Genomic DNA, 13,308 nt, shown 5'->3' on the forward strand with positions numbered 1-13,308 from the left:
ATTTAAAAATTATACGCGACGACGTTTTGGTGGACGACAACCGTTGTGTGGTACTGGAGTAACGTCTCTGATTGCAGTTACTTCTAAACCTGCAGATTGTAGTGCACGGATAGCAGATTCACGGCCTGGACCAGGTCCTTTTACTGTTACTTCTACTGTTTTCAAGCCATGTTCCATAGCTGTTTTAGAAGCAGTTTCTGAAGCCATTTGAGCTGCAAATGGAGTTGATTTTTTTGATCCTTTGAATCCTAATGCACCAGCTGATGACCAAGATAATGCATTACCGAATTCATCAGTGATAGTTACGATAGTATTATTGAATGTTGAACGGATGTGAGCTACACCATTTTCAATATTCTTTTTCACTCTACGTTTACGAGATACTTGTTTACGTGCCATTAAATTTTGCCTCCTTTACCTATTATTTTTTCTTATTAGCTACTGTTTTAACTGGACCTTTACGTGTACGAGCATTGTTTTTAGTTTTTTGTCCACGAACTGGTAAGCCACGACGATGACGAATTCCACGGTATGATGAAATTTCCATTAAACGTTTAATGTTTAAGTTTTGTTCACGGCGTAAGTCACCTTCTACTTTGTAACCATCTACAACTTCACGGATACGACCTAATTCATCGTCAGTTAAATCTTTAACGCGAGTATCTGCTGATACGTTAGCTTCTTCTACAATTTTATTAGCAGTTGAAGTACCAATACCATATACGTATGTTAATGAGATAACAATGCGTTTTTCACGTGGAATATCCACTCCTGCAATACGTGCCATATTAATTTACACCTCTCTTTTATTAACCTTGTCTTTGTTTGTGTTTTGGATTATCACAAATTACCATTACTTTACCTTTACGTTTAATGACTTTGCATTTTTCGCATATTGGTTTTACTGATGGTCTTACTTTCATTTTTATACCTCCCTATATTATGGAGTGACGATTATTTATAACGATAAGTAATTCTACCGCGCGATAAATCATACGGAGACATCTCAACAGTTACTTTGTCGCCAGGTAGAATACGAATGTAATTCATTCTGATTTTACCACTTACGTGAGCTAAAATCTCATGACCATTTTCTAATTCTACTTTAAACATTGCGTTTGGTAAAGTATCTAGTACTGTACCTTCTAATTCAATTACATCTTGTTTAGCCATTGATTAACTTCCCCCTTTTTGCAATAGTAAGGTAATCGTCAATAGACAACTTAACGATACGAATCTATTCGTGATGGTTTAATATAAGTTCAACAAAAATACGGGAATTAAATATCGTTATTTGTCACTCATTCTATTAAATTTAACTCTAATACTCACTGAAACATAGATCGTATAGTGTTGATCTATTATAAATGATCTAAAATATCAATGACATCTTTGGTTACTTCGTCAATATCTTTTGAACCATCAATGTTTTTCAAGACGCCTTTGTTGTTGTAATATTCTAAAATAGGCTTAGATTGTTTAACATTAACGCTCAAACGATTAGATACTGTTTCTGGGTTGTCATCTTCGCGTTGATATAACTTTCCACCATCGATATCACATATACCATCAACCTTTGGAGGATTAAATACAAGATGATATGTTGTACCACATTTCTCACAGATACGACGACCTGTAAGACGATTCATTAATTCTTCCTCAGGAACTTCGATATTAATGACAGCATCAATTTCTCTATCAAGCTCAGACATAATTTGACTTAATGACTCAGCTTGATCTATAGTTCTTGGGAATCCATCTAACAAGAATCCTTTTTTTGCATCGTCTTCAGAAATTCTTTCTTTAACGATACCTACAGTAACTTCATCAGGAACTAATTCTCCACGATCCATATATGATTTAGCTTCTTTTCCTAAATCTGTTTCATCTTTAATCGCTTTTCTGAACATGTCACCAGTAGAAATATGTGGTATTGGGAATTTCTTAACAATTTCACTCGCCTGAGTCCCTTTACCTGCACCAGGTAAGCCCATTAAAATGATATTCATAAATGCCCTCCTACAAATTATCTACCACCAAAGCCTTTATATTCTTTTTGAGTGACTTGTGCTTCTAAAGTTTTCATAGTTTCAATAGCTACACCAATTACAATCAAAAGACTCGTACCACCAATTTGAATTGATTGTGGTAAGCCCATAAATTTAGTCGCAATTATAGGTAAAATAGCTATAGCCGCTAAGAAAATTGAACCAACAAAAGTCAATCTATAAAGTACTCTAGTAATATATTTTTTTGTTTGTTCACCAGGTCTAATTCCTGGGACATAACTACCTTGTTTTTTAAGGTTATCTGCCATTTTCTCTGGATTAACTTGTACAAAAGCATAAAAATATGCAAATGCAATAATTAAAACCACATAAATAATCATTCCAATATTACTTGACGGGTTGGCAGTATCAGCAATATTCTGTGCCCATTCTGCTTTCGGGAAGAATAAAGTCAATGTTCTTGGTAACAAGAAAAATGCCATCGCAAAGATTACTGGAATAACACCGGCAGAGTTAACTTTCAAAGGTAGATAAGTTGCTTGTGAACCTAATCGTTGAGCAGATTGTTTCTTTGCATATTGAATAGGTATTTTACGTTTAGCTTCAAGAACAAATATTGCGCCTACTGTTAGTAAAATCAACGCTACTATCAATCCTAGTATTTTCAGCCAAGCGAGTGAAGTATCGTCTTGACCAACAAACACTGATTGTGCAAATTGTTCTAGACTTGAAGGTAAAGTTGATAATATACCTGCAAAGATGATAAGAGAAATACCGTTACCAACACCAAACTGTGTGATTTGGTCACCAAGCCAAATTAAGAAAGCTGTTCCCGCTGTTAATACAACTGCAATTAATAAATAACTCATAACGGACTGTTCTATAATAAGTTGTCCTTTGAGATAGTTATTAAATTGGAAAGCCATACCTATAGATTGGATAAAAGCTAAAATTATAGCAAAATAACGAGTTACGTTATTAATTTTTCTTCTACCCATTTCACCTTGTTTTGCCCACTCTGTAAATTTAGGAACAATATCCATTTGCAGTAATTGCATGACGATGGACGCAGTGATATAAGGCATGATTCCCATCGCAAATATTGAGAAACGTTTCAAGGCACCGCCACCAAAAGTATTTAATAACTCAGTGGCACCTTGAGATCCCTGTGGATGATTGAAGGCTTCAGGATTAACTCCTGGAGCAGGAATATACGTTCCTATTTTAAAAATAACTAACATTGCTAGAGTGAAGAAAATCTTGTTTCGTACTTCTTTAGTTGTAAAGAAACGTACAAACGTTTGAAACATTAGATCACCTCGTGTGCTCCACCTTTTGCATCAATAGCTTCTGCTGCTGAAGCTGAGAATTTATGAGCTTTCACTGTTAATTTCTTGTCTAGTGAACCGTTACCTAGTACTTTGATACCAGATTTTTCATTCTTAACAACACCAGATTCTACTAATAAAGCTGGAGTAACTTCAGTACCATCTTCAAATTTATTGAGTTGGTCTAAGTTAACAATAGCATATTCTTTACGGTTAATGTTAGTGAAACCACGTTTAGGCAAACGACGGAATAAAGGTAATTGTCCACCTTCAAATCCTGGTCTTACTTTACCACCTGAACGTGCTTTTTGACCTTTTTGACCACGGCCACTTGTTTTACCGTTACCAGTTGCAGCACCACGACCTACACGGTTACGTACACGACGTGATCCTTCAGCTGCTTTTAACTCATGTAATTTCATTTCGGCACCTCCTTAATTATTTTTCTTCAATTGTTAATAAATGCTTAACTTTGTTGATTTGCCCACGAATTGCAGGGTTATCTTCAACAACTACTGAACTATTAGTCTTTTTAAGACCTAAAGCTTCAACAGTTTTACGTTGTGTTTCAGGACGACCAATAACACTACGAGTGAGGGTAATTTGTAATTTAGCCATAACTTATTTTCCCTCCTTAATTGTATAATTCTTCTACAGATTTGCCACGTAATTTAGCAACATCTTCTGCATTTTTTAAGTTTTGTAAACCGTTGATAGTCGCACGAACCATATTAATAGGAGTATTTGATCCTAAAGATTTACTTAAGATATCAGTAATTCCTGCTAACTCTAATACAGCACGAACTGGCCCACCAGCGATAACTCCTGTACCAGGTGCTGCTGGTTTCATAAATACGCTACCTGAGCCATATTGACCAGTGATAGTATGAGGAGTCGTACCTTCTACACGTGGAACAACTACTAAATCTTTTTTAGCTGCTTCAACAGCTTTTTTGATAGCTTCTGGTACCTCTTGCGCTTTACCAGTACCGAAACCTACACGACCATTTTTATCTCCAACAACCACTAATGCAGTGAAACGGAAACGACGACCACCTTTTACAACTTTAGCAACACGGTTAATCGTAACAACGCGTTCTTCAAATTCTTTAGTTTCTTCTTCTCTACGAGCCATGAATGTGTCCCTCCTTTAAATTAAAATTCTAATCCATTTTCTCTTGCAGCATCAGCTAAAGCTTTAACACGTCCGTGGTATAAATATCCTCCGCGATCGAACACGATTTCTTTAATACCTTTATCGTTAGCTTTTTTAGCAATTTCTTGACCTACAGTAGTTGCTAAGTCAACTTTTGAAGCTGATGTGTTTGCAATATCTTTATCTTGTGATGATGCTTGAGCAAGTGTTACGCCTTTAACGTCATCAATAATTTGTGCATAGATGTGTTTGTTTGAACGATACACATTTAAACGTGGCTTTTCAGCTGTACCTGATAATTTAGTACGAACACGAGCATGTCTTTTCAAACGTACTTTGTTTTTATCAATTTTACTGATCATTTCAATACTCCTTTCTTTAGAGTGTTATCTATTATTTACCAGTTTTACCTTCTTTACGGCGTACATATTCACCTTGGTAGCGAATACCTTTACCTTTATAAGGTTCTGGAGGTCTTACAGAACGTATGTTAGAAGCAATCGCACCAACTTGTTCTTTAGAAACACCAGATACTTTAACAGTTGTATTTTTCTCAACAGCGAAAGTAATGCCTTCTTCTGCTTTAATTTCAACTGGGTGAGAGTATCCAACATTAAGTACTAAATCTTTACCTTGCATTTGTGCACGGTAACCTACACCAACAAGCTCAAGTGTTTTTTCGTAACCTTGAGAAACACCTAGTACCATATTATTTAATAAAGCACGAGTTGTACCATGATCTGTTCTATCTTCTTTAGAATCAGATGGTCTTACAACTTCAACAGTGTTTTCTTCTTGTTTAAATGTCATTCTTTCATTTAAAGTTCTTTCTAATTCACCTTTTGGACCTTTTACAGTCACATGACTTCCGTCAAAAGTTACTGTTACGTCACTAGGAATGTCAATAATTTTCTTACCAACACGACTCATGTTATGGCACCTCCTTATTATTTATTACCAAACGTATGCGATAATTTCTCCACCAACATTACGTTTTCTTGCTTCTTTATCAGTGATTACACCTTCAGAAGTTGAAACTAATGCAATACCTAAGCCATTTAATACTTTTGGCACTTCATTTGCTTTAGCGTAAACACGTAAACCTGGTTTAGAAATACGTTTTAAACCTGTGATAACACGTTCATTGTTTTGACCATATTTCAAGAACAAACGAATAACACCTTGTTTATCGTCTTCTACATATTCAACATTTTTAATGAAACCTTCACTCTTTAAGATTTCAGCAATTTCTTTTTTAATATTAGACGCAGGTAATTCTAATTTCTCGTGGCGAACCATATTAGCGTTTCTTACACGAGTAAGCATATCTGCGATTGGATCTGTCATTGTCATTGATTGTTGCCTCCTTTCAGACTCTTATTATTACCAGCTAGCTTTACGTACGCCAGGAATCTGACCTTTGTAAGCTAATTCACGGAAACAAATACGGCATAGTTTAAATTTACGATACACTGAATGTGGACGACCACAGCGTTCACAACGAGTATATTCACGTACAGCGAATTTTTGTTTTTTTTGTTGCTTAGCAACCATTGAAGTTTTAGCCACTTTATTAGCCTCCTTTTAGAGATTATTTACGAAATGGCATACCGAAGTTTGTTAACAATTCACGAGCTTCCTCGTCAGTGTTAGCAGTTGTTACGATAACAATATCCATTCCTCTAACTTTTGTTACTTTATCGTAGTCAATTTCTGGGAAAATTAATTGTTCTTTAACACCAAGTGTGTAATTTCCACGACCATCAAAAGCTGTTTTAGAAACACCTTGGAAGTCACGTACACGTGGTAATGAAACTGCAATGAGTTTGTCTAAGAATTCATACATTCTTTCTCCGCGAAGAGTGACTTTCGCACCGATTGGCATACCTTCACGTAAACGGAATGTTGCAACTGATTTTTTAGCTTTTGTTACTAATGGTTTTTGACCAGTGATCAATTCTAACTCTTCAACAGCATTGTCTAATACTTTAGAATTTTGAACTGCGTCACCTACACCCATATTTACAACTATTTTTTCAATTTTTGGTACTTCCATTACTGAACTATAATTGAATTTTTTCACTAAGTTTTCAGTAACTTCTGTATTAAATCTTTCTTTTAAACGGTTCAAAGTGGATCCTCCTTTCAACTAGTTATTAATTATTAGCTTTAATTTCTTCGCCTGATTTTTTAGCGATACGAACTTTTTTACCATCAACTGTTTTATATCCTACACGTGTAGGTTCATTTGTTTTAGGATCTAATAATTGTACGTTAGAAACATGGATTGCTGCCTCTGTTTCTAGAATTCCACCTTCAGGGTTTAATTGAGTTGGTTTTTGGTGTTTTTTTATAACGTTAACACCTTCCACAACGACACGGTCTTTTTTAGGTTCAGTAGCTACTACTTTACCTTCTTTACCTTTGTCTTTACCTGCGATAACTTTTACGTTGTCACCTTTTTTGATATGCATGTAGGCACCTCCTTAAATTATGTTAATTTATTTGATTGGTATTATAGTACTTCTGGAGCTAGTGATACAATTTTCATGAAGTTTCCTTCACGTAATTCACGAGCAACAGGACCAAAGATACGAGTACCACGTGGGCCTTTGTCATCACGGATGATAACACATGCATTTTCGTCAAATTTAATATATGAACCGTCTTCACGACGAACACCTGATTTTGTACGAACTACAACAGCTTTTACAACGTCACCTTTTTTGACAACGCCACCTGGTGTTGCATTTTTAACAGTACATACAATGATATCACCAATGTTCGCTGTTTTGCGACCAGATCCACCTAATACTTTAATTGTAAGAACTTCACGAGCACCAGAGTTGTCTGCTACTTTTAAACGTGTTTCTTGTTGGATCATTCGTTAAACCTCCCTTATCTCTAATCTTGATTAAATAATTACTGACTCTTCAACAATTTCTACTAAACGAAAACGTTTTGTTGCTGATAAAGGACGAGTTTCTTGAATTTTAACAATGTCTCCTAATTTAGCTGAATTGTTTTCATCATGAGTTTTATATTTTTTAGAGTATTTTACTCGTTTGCCGTATAATTTGTGTGTTTTGTAAGTTTCCACTAAAACAGTGATTGTTTTGTCCATTTTATCTGAAACAACTCTACCTACATAAACTTTACGATCGTTTCTTTCGCTCACTTTTGTAACCTCCTCTTTCAATTATTATTGATTAGCCTTGCTTTGTTCAATTTCTCTTTCACGAGCAACAGTTTTTAGACGTGCAATCGTTTTTCTTACTGTGCGAATACGTGCCGTTTCCTCTAATTGACCTGTAGCTAACTGAAAGCGTAGGTTAAAAAGCTCTTCTTTTGAAGATTTGATTTGTTCTTCGATTTCTGAAGTGGTTAAGTCTCTAATTTCCTTAGCTTTCATTTGTTTCACCACCCAATTCTTCACGTTTTACAAACTTAGATTTTACTGGAAGTTTGTGACTTGCTAAACGTAATGCTTCACGAGCAACTTCTTCAGGTACACCAGCTACTTCGAATAAAATTCTACCAGGTTTAACAACTGCTATCCAGCCTTCAACCGCACCTTTACCAGCACCCATACGTACTTCTAAAGGTTTTTTAGTATATGGTGTATGAGGGAAGATTTTAATCCAAACTTTCCCGCCACGTTTCATGTAACGTGTCATTGCAATACGAGCTGATTCGATTTGACGAGATGTGATCCAAGACGTAGTTGTAGCTTGTAATCCATACTCACCAAATGTTACGTAGTTACCGCCTTTAGAACGACCAGTTGTTTTTGGACGATGCTGACGACGATATTTTACACGTTTTGGTAGTAACATTATTATTTTCCTCCTTCACTAGTGTTCTTAGTAGGAAGAACTTCTCCACGGTATATCCATACTTTAACGCCTAATTTACCATATGTTGTATCGGCTTCAGCGTGTGCATAATCAATGTCAGCACGTAATGTATGAAGTGGAACAGTTCCTTCTGAGTATTGTTCAGCACGAGCGATGTCAGCTCCGCCTAAACGACCTGATACTTGAGTTTTGATACCTTTAGCACCATTTTTCATAGCTCTTGTAATAGCTTGCTTTTGTACACGACGGAATGAAGCACGATTTTCTAATTGACGTGCAATATTTTCTGCAACTAAACGTGCATCAATATCAATTTTCTTAATTTCAATTACGTTAATGTGTACTTTTTTATCAGTTAAGGTATTTAATTTGTTACGAAGTTTTTCAATTTCTGAACCGCCTTTACCAATAACCATTCCTGGCTTACCAGTATGGATTGCAATATTGATGCGATTTGCTGCACGTTCAATATCTACGTGAGAAACTGACGCTTCTTTTAATTCATTATCAATAAATTTACGGATTTTTAAGTCTTCATGTAAAAGTGAAGCAAAGTCTTTTTCAGCATACCATTTTGCTTCCCAATCACGGATAACACCGACACGAAGTCCGATTGGATTAATTTTTTGACCCACAGTATTCCCTCCTTAGAAAGTTATTAAGCTTCTTTAGCTTCTTCTTTACCGTCACTTACGACGATTGTAATGTGGCTTGTACGTTTATTAATTGCACTTGCACGTCCTTGTGCACGTGGGCGGAAACGTTTTAAAGTTGGTCCTTCATTAGCATATGCTTCTTTTACAACTAATTCATCTGTATTCATATCATAGTTGTGCTCAGCATTTGCTAAAGCGGACATTAATACTTTTTCAATTACTGGTGATGAAGCTTTATTAGTTAATTTTAAAATAGCAATAGCTTCTCCAGCATTTTTACCTCTGATTAAATCAAGAACAAGTCTTACTTTACGAGGTGCGATTCTTATTGTTCTAGCAACCGCTTTTGCTTCCATCAGGATTTCCTCCTCTACTTATTAAAATTATCTTCTTGTTTTCTTGTCGTCTGCTGCATGTCCTTTAAAAGTACGTGTAGGAGCAAATTCACCTAATTTGTGACCTACCATATCTTCAGTGACATATACAGGTACATGTTTACGTCCATCGTATACTGCAAAAGTACGACCAATGAAATTTGGGAAAATTGTAGAACGACGAGACCATGTTTTAATCACTTGTTTCTTTTCACTTCCGTCTTGAGCTTCTACTTTTTTCATTAAGTGATCATCGACGAAAGGTCCTTTTTTAATACTACGAGCCATTTGGGCGCCTCCCTTCTTATTGTGTGCGTGCAGCTTTACGCCGCACACCCAAATAAGTTTTTAATATTATTTTTTCTTACGTCCACGAACGATAAGTTTGTCAGAAGATTTTTTACCACGACGAGTTTTCTTACCAAGCGTAGGTTTACCCCATGGTGACATTGGAGATGGTCTACCGATTGGAGCACGACCTTCACCACCACCGTGTGGGTGATCATTAGGGTTCATTACAGAACCACGTACAGTTGGGCGAACGCCTTTCCATCTAGAACGTCCTGCTTTACCAACATTTACTAATTCATGTTGTAAATTACCCACTTGACCAATTGTTGCACGACATGTAGATAAAATCATACGTACTTCACCAGATCTTAATCTGATTAATACATATTTACCTTCTTTACCTAATACTTGAGAGCTAGCACCAGCAGAACGAGCAAGTTGTCCACCTTTACCAGGTTTTAGCTCGATGTTATGAATTACTGTCCCAACTGGAATATTTTGTAATGGTAAGGCATTACCAACTTTGATATCTGCCTCAGCACCACTTTCGACAGTTTGACCTACTTGTAATCCTTTCGGTGCGATGATATATCGTTTTTCACCATCAGCATAAACTAATAATGCAATGTTTGCTGAACGGTTTGGATCATATTGAATTGAATCAACTTTAGCAGTGATTCCATCTTTGTTACGTTTAAAATCGATAACACGGTATTGACGTTTGTGCCCACCACCATGATGGCGAACAGTCAATTTACCTTGGTTATTGCGTCCCGCTCTTTTCGGTAGCGGTTGTAATAATGACTTTTCGGGTGTTGTTTTTGTGATTTCAGCGAAATCTAAAGTAGTCATATTACGACGACCATTCGTAATTGGCTTATATTTTTTAAGAGCCATTGTCGCTTACCTCCTTATTGGTAATTTTTTAGTTAAATAAATCGATTGAACCCTCTTTTAGTTTAACAATCGCTTTTCTTCTTTTGTTTGTATAGCCTTGGTAACGGCCCATACGTTTTTTCTTAGGTTTATAGTTGATAATATTTACACTGTCAACTTTAACGTCGAAGATTTCTTCAACAGCAATTTTAACTTGTGTTTTATTTGCACGAGTATCAACATCGAAAGTGTATTTATCTTCTGCCATAGCTTCAGAAGATTTTTCAGTGATTACGGGGCGCTTAAGAACATCTCTTGCTTCCATTATGCGAGCACCTCCTCAACTTTTTTCGCAGCTGCTTCTGTAATGATTACACTGTCAGCGCTTGTTAGATCAAGTACATTTAATCCTTGAGCAGTTGTAACTTGAACACCAGGGATGTTACGTGCTGATAATTCAACATTTACATCTTCGTTTTCTGTTACAACTAATACTTTCTTAGGTTGTTCAAGTGTAGTTAATACATTTTTGAATTCTTTTGTTTTTGGTGCTTCAAAACCAAAAGTATCTACAATTGTAAAGCTATTTTCTTGAACTTTAAAAGATAATGCAGAACGTAATGCTAAACGACGCATTTTCTTTGGCATTTTATATGCATAGCTTCTTGGTGTTGGTCCGAATACTACACCACCACCACGCCATTGAGGCGCACGGATTGTACCTTGACGTGCACGACCTGTACCTTTTTGTCTCCATGGTTTACGTCCACCACCACGTACTGCTGAACGATTCTTAACAGCGTGAGTACCTTGGCGTAATGACGCACGTTGTAAGTTGATAGCTTCAAATAGAACGCTATTATTAGGTTCGATAGCAAATACTGCATCGTTTAATTCAACTGAACCTGATTTTGATCCGTCTACTTTTAAAACATCATAATTAGCCATTATGCAATTTCCTCCTTTCGCTTCTTAATTATTTATTACCTTTTTTAATTGAAGTTGTGATTTCTACTAAACCTTTTTTAGGTCCAGGTACATTACCTTTTACTAAAATCACACTATTTTCAGTGTCAATTTGAACGACTTCTAAGTTTTGAACAGTAACAGTGTTTCCACCCATGCGTCCTGGCATTTTTTGTCCTTTAAACACTTTTGAAGCGTCTGACGCCATACCTACTGAACCTGGTGCTCTATGGAAATGAGAACCGTGAGCCATTGGTCCACGACCTTGTCCATGACGTTTAATAGCACCTTGGAAACCTTTACCTTTTGAAACGCCTGTAACATCAATGATGTCACCAGTTTCGAATGTATCAACTGAGACTTCTTGACCTACTTCGTATTCGTCAACGTTAACGTTACGGAATTCACGAATGAAGCGCTTAGGTGCTGTGTCAGCTTTTTTAGCATGACCTTCAGCTGGTTTATTAGCATATTTATTAGATTTAGAACCTTTCTTATATGCTTGTTTATCTTCAAAACCTACTTGGATAGCATTATAACCATCAACTTCTTCAGTTTTCTTTTGTAATACAACGTTTTGACTAGCTTCTACAACTGTTACAGGGATTAATTCACCATTTTCACCGAAAACTTGTGTCATCCCAATTTTTCTTCCTAAGATTCCTTTGGTCATCGAAAGTCCACCTCCTATATTGTTCTATTATAATTTAATTTCGATGTCTACACCTGATGGTAAGTTTAAGCCCATTAGAGCATCTACCGTTTTAGGTGTTGGGTTAACAATGTCGATTAAACGTTTATGAGTACGTTGTTCGAATTGTTCACGAGAATCTTTGTACTTATGCACAGCACGAATAATTGTATAAACTGATTTTTCTGTTGGTAACGGAATCGGTCCAGAAACATCTGCACCAGAACGTTTTGCAGTTTCAACAATTTTTTCTGCTGATTGATCAATCACACGATGATCATAAGCTTTTAATCTGATTCTGATTTTTTGTTTTGCCATAATTTTCCCTCCTTATTCGTCTACATTTAAGTGATAGACTTCTCCACGAAAACTATCTCACACAACGCCATGGCAAAGCGGCCGGGTGTGTCAGTAACCTTTCGCTTCATCGCTTTTCATAAAGTCCAACATTAGATATAATACATGAAAAACATTGATAATTCAAGGTTTTTCAGTAATCTTATATATAACTGTCTAACACATACTTGATAATTGTACTTTAAATGATGATGTTGTTCAACCATTTTAGAGAATTTTTTTTACTTTTTATTTTCTTTCACTAAACATTCTAAATCAAATCAATATTATTATTCTCAATTATTATATATAATAGTAGTTGAATGGGAGTGATAATATGAAAAATGGAGTGAAAATGTCTTTGGCAATCATAGGAGTCTTTCTTATTGTTTGTGAATTTTTCTATGGTATTCCATTTCTAGGAGGCAGTGTAATTCTAAGTTTTGGATGGCAACCATTGTTGTTTAACGCTCTTCTATATCTTGTACTCATCATTATTTTACTAGTGGATTCACAGAACTCAATTAAACCTATGTTTGTCATTCCATTCTTAGGCTTAATAGGGTCTTTCATAGCGTTCTTACCAGTGATAGGTATGGTAATTCATTGGATTTTATTCTTCTTAATGATTTTCTTTGTATTTATTGTCTTGGTTGCACCCACTTATATCCCTAATAAAAATGCGAGGGTCGTTTATACTCAATATACAGAACGGATTAAAGAAGATAATGATTAAAATTCATACTAATATACAAAAAGGAGCTGAAA

At 35.9% G+C, this 13,308-nt stretch carries 28 protein-coding genes; 1 reads left to right on the forward strand and 27 read right to left on the reverse strand.

Features of this window, described 5'->3' with window-relative positions; genetic code table 11:
* Nucleotides 1–9 precede the first annotated feature (9 nt).
* The 27 genes from rpsK to rpsJ form a co-directional block, all read right to left on the reverse strand.
* Nucleotides 10–399: a 30S ribosomal protein S11 gene (gene rpsK / locus HMPREF3241_RS01005; RefSeq protein WP_001829725.1), complete on the reverse strand. Its 390-nt coding sequence runs from the start codon at nucleotides 397–399 to the stop codon at nucleotides 10–12.
* Nucleotides 400–421: 22 nt separating this feature from the next.
* On the reverse strand, nucleotides 422–787 hold the full coding sequence (rpsM, locus tag HMPREF3241_RS01010) for a 30S ribosomal protein S13 (protein WP_001829703.1): 366 nt from the start codon (nucleotides 785–787) through the stop codon (nucleotides 422–424).
* A gap of 22 nt (nucleotides 788–809) precedes the next feature.
* Nucleotides 810–923 carry a 50S ribosomal protein L36 gene (rpmJ, locus tag HMPREF3241_RS01015; protein WP_001829709.1) on the reverse strand — a complete coding sequence of 38 codons (114 nt, stop codon included), beginning with the start codon at nucleotides 921–923 and terminating at the stop codon, nucleotides 810–812.
* A gap of 31 nt (nucleotides 924–954) precedes the next feature.
* Nucleotides 955–1,173, reverse strand: a complete 219-nt coding sequence (gene infA / locus HMPREF3241_RS01020) for a translation initiation factor IF-1 (RefSeq protein WP_001829792.1) — start codon at nucleotides 1,171–1,173, stop codon at nucleotides 955–957.
* Between the two features lie 188 nt (nucleotides 1,174–1,361).
* A complete protein-coding gene (locus HMPREF3241_RS01025) occupies nucleotides 1,362–2,009 on the reverse strand; it encodes an adenylate kinase (protein ID WP_002447334.1) in 648 nt (215 codons plus the stop codon).
* Nucleotides 2,010–2,026: 17 nt separating this feature from the next.
* On the reverse strand, nucleotides 2,027–3,319 hold the full coding sequence (secY, locus tag HMPREF3241_RS01030) for a preprotein translocase subunit SecY (RefSeq protein ID WP_002447333.1): 1,293 nt from the start codon (nucleotides 3,317–3,319) through the stop codon (nucleotides 2,027–2,029).
* A complete protein-coding gene (rplO, locus tag HMPREF3241_RS01035; protein ID WP_001829796.1) occupies nucleotides 3,319–3,759 on the reverse strand; it encodes a 50S ribosomal protein L15 in 441 nt (146 codons plus the stop codon). Before rplO ends, secY begins: the two co-directional genes overlap by 1 nt.
* Nucleotides 3,760–3,775: 16 nt before the next feature.
* A complete protein-coding gene (gene rpmD / locus HMPREF3241_RS01040; protein ID WP_002432330.1) occupies nucleotides 3,776–3,955 on the reverse strand; it encodes a 50S ribosomal protein L30 in 180 nt (59 codons plus the stop codon).
* Between the two features lie 16 nt (nucleotides 3,956–3,971).
* Nucleotides 3,972–4,472 (reverse strand): 30S ribosomal protein S5, encoded by a 501-nt coding sequence (gene rpsE, locus HMPREF3241_RS01045; RefSeq protein WP_001829701.1) that lies wholly within the window; start codon nucleotides 4,470–4,472, stop codon nucleotides 3,972–3,974.
* A 20-nt stretch (nucleotides 4,473–4,492) separates the two neighbouring features.
* On the reverse strand, nucleotides 4,493–4,855 hold the full coding sequence (gene rplR, locus HMPREF3241_RS01050; RefSeq protein ID WP_001829747.1) for a 50S ribosomal protein L18: 363 nt from the start codon (nucleotides 4,853–4,855) through the stop codon (nucleotides 4,493–4,495).
* Nucleotides 4,856–4,886: 31 nt separating this feature from the next.
* Nucleotides 4,887–5,423 (reverse strand): 50S ribosomal protein L6, encoded by a 537-nt coding sequence (gene rplF / locus HMPREF3241_RS01055; RefSeq protein ID WP_001829740.1) that lies wholly within the window; start codon nucleotides 5,421–5,423, stop codon nucleotides 4,887–4,889.
* Between the two features lie 24 nt (nucleotides 5,424–5,447).
* Nucleotides 5,448–5,846, reverse strand: coding sequence for a 30S ribosomal protein S8 (gene rpsH / locus HMPREF3241_RS01060; protein ID WP_001829768.1), 399 nt, complete (start codon nucleotides 5,844–5,846; stop codon nucleotides 5,448–5,450).
* Nucleotides 5,847–5,876: 30 nt separating this feature from the next.
* Entirely contained in the window at nucleotides 5,877–6,062 is a 186-nt protein-coding gene (locus tag HMPREF3241_RS01065) for a type Z 30S ribosomal protein S14 (RefSeq protein WP_001829713.1), read from the reverse strand.
* 22 nt (nucleotides 6,063–6,084) lie between these two features.
* Nucleotides 6,085–6,624 carry a 50S ribosomal protein L5 gene (rplE, locus tag HMPREF3241_RS01070; protein WP_002490200.1) on the reverse strand — a complete coding sequence of 180 codons (540 nt, stop codon included), beginning with the start codon at nucleotides 6,622–6,624 and terminating at the stop codon, nucleotides 6,085–6,087.
* 25 nt (nucleotides 6,625–6,649) lie between these two features.
* A complete protein-coding gene (gene rplX, locus HMPREF3241_RS01075) occupies nucleotides 6,650–6,967 on the reverse strand; it encodes a 50S ribosomal protein L24 (RefSeq protein ID WP_002447331.1) in 318 nt (105 codons plus the stop codon).
* Between the two features lie 41 nt (nucleotides 6,968–7,008).
* Nucleotides 7,009–7,377: a 50S ribosomal protein L14 gene (gene rplN, locus HMPREF3241_RS01080; RefSeq protein ID WP_001829742.1), complete on the reverse strand. Its 369-nt coding sequence runs from the start codon at nucleotides 7,375–7,377 to the stop codon at nucleotides 7,009–7,011.
* 30 nt (nucleotides 7,378–7,407) lie between these two features.
* Nucleotides 7,408–7,671 (reverse strand): 30S ribosomal protein S17, encoded by a 264-nt coding sequence (gene rpsQ / locus HMPREF3241_RS01085; RefSeq protein WP_002432741.1) that lies wholly within the window; start codon nucleotides 7,669–7,671, stop codon nucleotides 7,408–7,410.
* Between the two features lie 24 nt (nucleotides 7,672–7,695).
* Nucleotides 7,696–7,905 carry a 50S ribosomal protein L29 gene (gene rpmC / locus HMPREF3241_RS01090; protein WP_000644737.1) on the reverse strand — a complete coding sequence of 70 codons (210 nt, stop codon included), beginning with the start codon at nucleotides 7,903–7,905 and terminating at the stop codon, nucleotides 7,696–7,698.
* Nucleotides 7,895–8,329: a 50S ribosomal protein L16 gene (rplP, locus tag HMPREF3241_RS01095; RefSeq protein WP_001829782.1), complete on the reverse strand. Its 435-nt coding sequence runs from the start codon at nucleotides 8,327–8,329 to the stop codon at nucleotides 7,895–7,897. Before rplP ends, rpmC begins: the two co-directional genes overlap by 11 nt.
* Nucleotides 8,330–8,331: 2 nt before the next feature.
* A complete protein-coding gene (gene rpsC / locus HMPREF3241_RS01100) occupies nucleotides 8,332–8,985 on the reverse strand; it encodes a 30S ribosomal protein S3 (RefSeq protein WP_001829791.1) in 654 nt (217 codons plus the stop codon).
* Between the two features lie 23 nt (nucleotides 8,986–9,008).
* Nucleotides 9,009–9,362, reverse strand: a complete 354-nt coding sequence (gene rplV, locus HMPREF3241_RS01105; protein ID WP_001829734.1) for a 50S ribosomal protein L22 — start codon at nucleotides 9,360–9,362, stop codon at nucleotides 9,009–9,011.
* A gap of 27 nt (nucleotides 9,363–9,389) precedes the next feature.
* Entirely contained in the window at nucleotides 9,390–9,668 is a 279-nt protein-coding gene (gene rpsS / locus HMPREF3241_RS01110; protein ID WP_070853387.1) for a 30S ribosomal protein S19, read from the reverse strand.
* A 66-nt stretch (nucleotides 9,669–9,734) separates the two neighbouring features.
* Nucleotides 9,735–10,568, reverse strand: a complete 834-nt coding sequence (gene rplB, locus HMPREF3241_RS01115) for a 50S ribosomal protein L2 (protein ID WP_002447329.1) — start codon at nucleotides 10,566–10,568, stop codon at nucleotides 9,735–9,737.
* A gap of 28 nt (nucleotides 10,569–10,596) precedes the next feature.
* Nucleotides 10,597–10,872, reverse strand: a complete 276-nt coding sequence (gene rplW, locus HMPREF3241_RS01120) for a 50S ribosomal protein L23 (protein WP_001829755.1) — start codon at nucleotides 10,870–10,872, stop codon at nucleotides 10,597–10,599.
* Nucleotides 10,872–11,495, reverse strand: a complete 624-nt coding sequence (gene rplD / locus HMPREF3241_RS01125) for a 50S ribosomal protein L4 (RefSeq protein WP_001829775.1) — start codon at nucleotides 11,493–11,495, stop codon at nucleotides 10,872–10,874. The genes rplW and rplD overlap by 1 nt, the downstream gene beginning before the upstream one ends.
* 28 nt (nucleotides 11,496–11,523) lie before the next feature.
* Nucleotides 11,524–12,186: a 50S ribosomal protein L3 gene (gene rplC / locus HMPREF3241_RS01130; protein WP_002447328.1), complete on the reverse strand. Its 663-nt coding sequence runs from the start codon at nucleotides 12,184–12,186 to the stop codon at nucleotides 11,524–11,526.
* A gap of 27 nt (nucleotides 12,187–12,213) precedes the next feature.
* Entirely contained in the window at nucleotides 12,214–12,522 is a 309-nt protein-coding gene (gene rpsJ, locus HMPREF3241_RS01135) for a 30S ribosomal protein S10 (protein ID WP_001118667.1), read from the reverse strand.
* Nucleotides 12,523–12,877: 355 nt separating this feature from the next.
* On the opposite strand from rpsJ, the gene HMPREF3241_RS01140 reads away from it, so the two are divergent.
* On the forward strand, nucleotides 12,878–13,276 hold the full coding sequence (locus tag HMPREF3241_RS01140) for a hypothetical protein (protein WP_070853388.1): 399 nt from the start codon (nucleotides 12,878–12,880) through the stop codon (nucleotides 13,274–13,276).
* Nucleotides 13,277–13,308: the final 32 nt, after the last annotated feature.

This window comes from Staphylococcus sp. HMSC34G04 (genome assembly GCF_001838765.1).
Lineage (GTDB): Bacteria > Bacillota > Bacilli > Staphylococcales > Staphylococcaceae > Staphylococcus > Staphylococcus epidermidis.

Excerpts from the sequence above, each read along its gene's own strand:
- rpsK (WP_001829725.1), bottom strand. The coding sequence starts at position 399 with ATGGCACGTAAACAAGTATCTCGTAAACGTAGAGTGAAAAAGAATATT.
- rpsM (WP_001829703.1), bottom strand. The coding sequence starts at position 787 with ATGGCACGTATTGCAGGAGTGGATATTCCACGTGAAAAACGCATTGTT.
- rpmJ (WP_001829709.1), bottom strand. The coding sequence starts at position 923 with ATGAAAGTAAGACCATCAGTAAAACCAATATGCGAAAAATGCAAAGTC.
- infA (WP_001829792.1), bottom strand. The coding sequence starts at position 1,173 with ATGGCTAAACAAGATGTAATTGAATTAGAAGGTACAGTACTAGATACT.
- HMPREF3241_RS01025 (WP_002447334.1), bottom strand. The coding sequence starts at position 2,009 with ATGAATATCATTTTAATGGGCTTACCTGGTGCAGGTAAAGGGACTCAG.
- secY (WP_002447333.1), bottom strand. The coding sequence starts at position 3,319 with ATGTTTCAAACGTTTGTACGTTTCTTTACAACTAAAGAAGTACGAAAC.
- rplO (WP_001829796.1), bottom strand. The coding sequence starts at position 3,759 with ATGAAATTACATGAGTTAAAAGCAGCTGAAGGATCACGTCGTGTACGT.
- rpmD (WP_002432330.1), bottom strand. The coding sequence starts at position 3,955 with ATGGCTAAATTACAAATTACCCTCACTCGTAGTGTTATTGGTCGTCCT.
- rpsE (WP_001829701.1), bottom strand. The coding sequence starts at position 4,472 with ATGGCTCGTAGAGAAGAAGAAACTAAAGAATTTGAAGAACGCGTTGTT.
- rplR (WP_001829747.1), bottom strand. The coding sequence starts at position 4,855 with ATGATCAGTAAAATTGATAAAAACAAAGTACGTTTGAAAAGACATGCT.
- rplF (WP_001829740.1), bottom strand. The coding sequence starts at position 5,423 with ATGAGTCGTGTTGGTAAGAAAATTATTGACATTCCTAGTGACGTAACA.
- rpsH (WP_001829768.1), bottom strand. The coding sequence starts at position 5,846 with ATGACAATGACAGATCCAATCGCAGATATGCTTACTCGTGTAAGAAAC.
- rplX (WP_002447331.1), bottom strand. The coding sequence starts at position 6,967 with ATGCATATCAAAAAAGGTGACAACGTAAAAGTTATCGCAGGTAAAGAC.
- rplN (WP_001829742.1), bottom strand. The coding sequence starts at position 7,377 with ATGATCCAACAAGAAACACGTTTAAAAGTAGCAGACAACTCTGGTGCT.
- rpmC (WP_000644737.1), bottom strand. The coding sequence starts at position 7,905 with ATGAAAGCTAAGGAAATTAGAGACTTAACCACTTCAGAAATCGAAGAA.
- rplP (WP_001829782.1), bottom strand. The coding sequence starts at position 8,329 with ATGTTACTACCAAAACGTGTAAAATATCGTCGTCAGCATCGTCCAAAA.
- rplV (WP_001829734.1), bottom strand. The coding sequence starts at position 9,362 with ATGGAAGCAAAAGCGGTTGCTAGAACAATAAGAATCGCACCTCGTAAA.
- rpsS (WP_070853387.1), bottom strand. The coding sequence starts at position 9,668 with ATGGCTCGTAGTATTAAAAAAGGACCTTTCGTCGATGATCACTTAATG.
- rplB (WP_002447329.1), bottom strand. The coding sequence starts at position 10,568 with ATGGCTCTTAAAAAATATAAGCCAATTACGAATGGTCGTCGTAATATG.
- rplW (WP_001829755.1), bottom strand. The coding sequence starts at position 10,872 with ATGGAAGCAAGAGATGTTCTTAAGCGCCCCGTAATCACTGAAAAATCT.
- rplD (WP_001829775.1), bottom strand. The coding sequence starts at position 11,495 with ATGGCTAATTATGATGTTTTAAAAGTAGACGGATCAAAATCAGGTTCA.
- rplC (WP_002447328.1), bottom strand. The coding sequence starts at position 12,186 with ATGACCAAAGGAATCTTAGGAAGAAAAATTGGGATGACACAAGTTTTC.
- rpsJ (WP_001118667.1), bottom strand. The coding sequence starts at position 12,522 with ATGGCAAAACAAAAAATCAGAATCAGATTAAAAGCTTATGATCATCGT.
- HMPREF3241_RS01140 (WP_070853388.1), top strand. The coding sequence starts at position 12,878 with ATGAAAAATGGAGTGAAAATGTCTTTGGCAATCATAGGAGTCTTTCTT.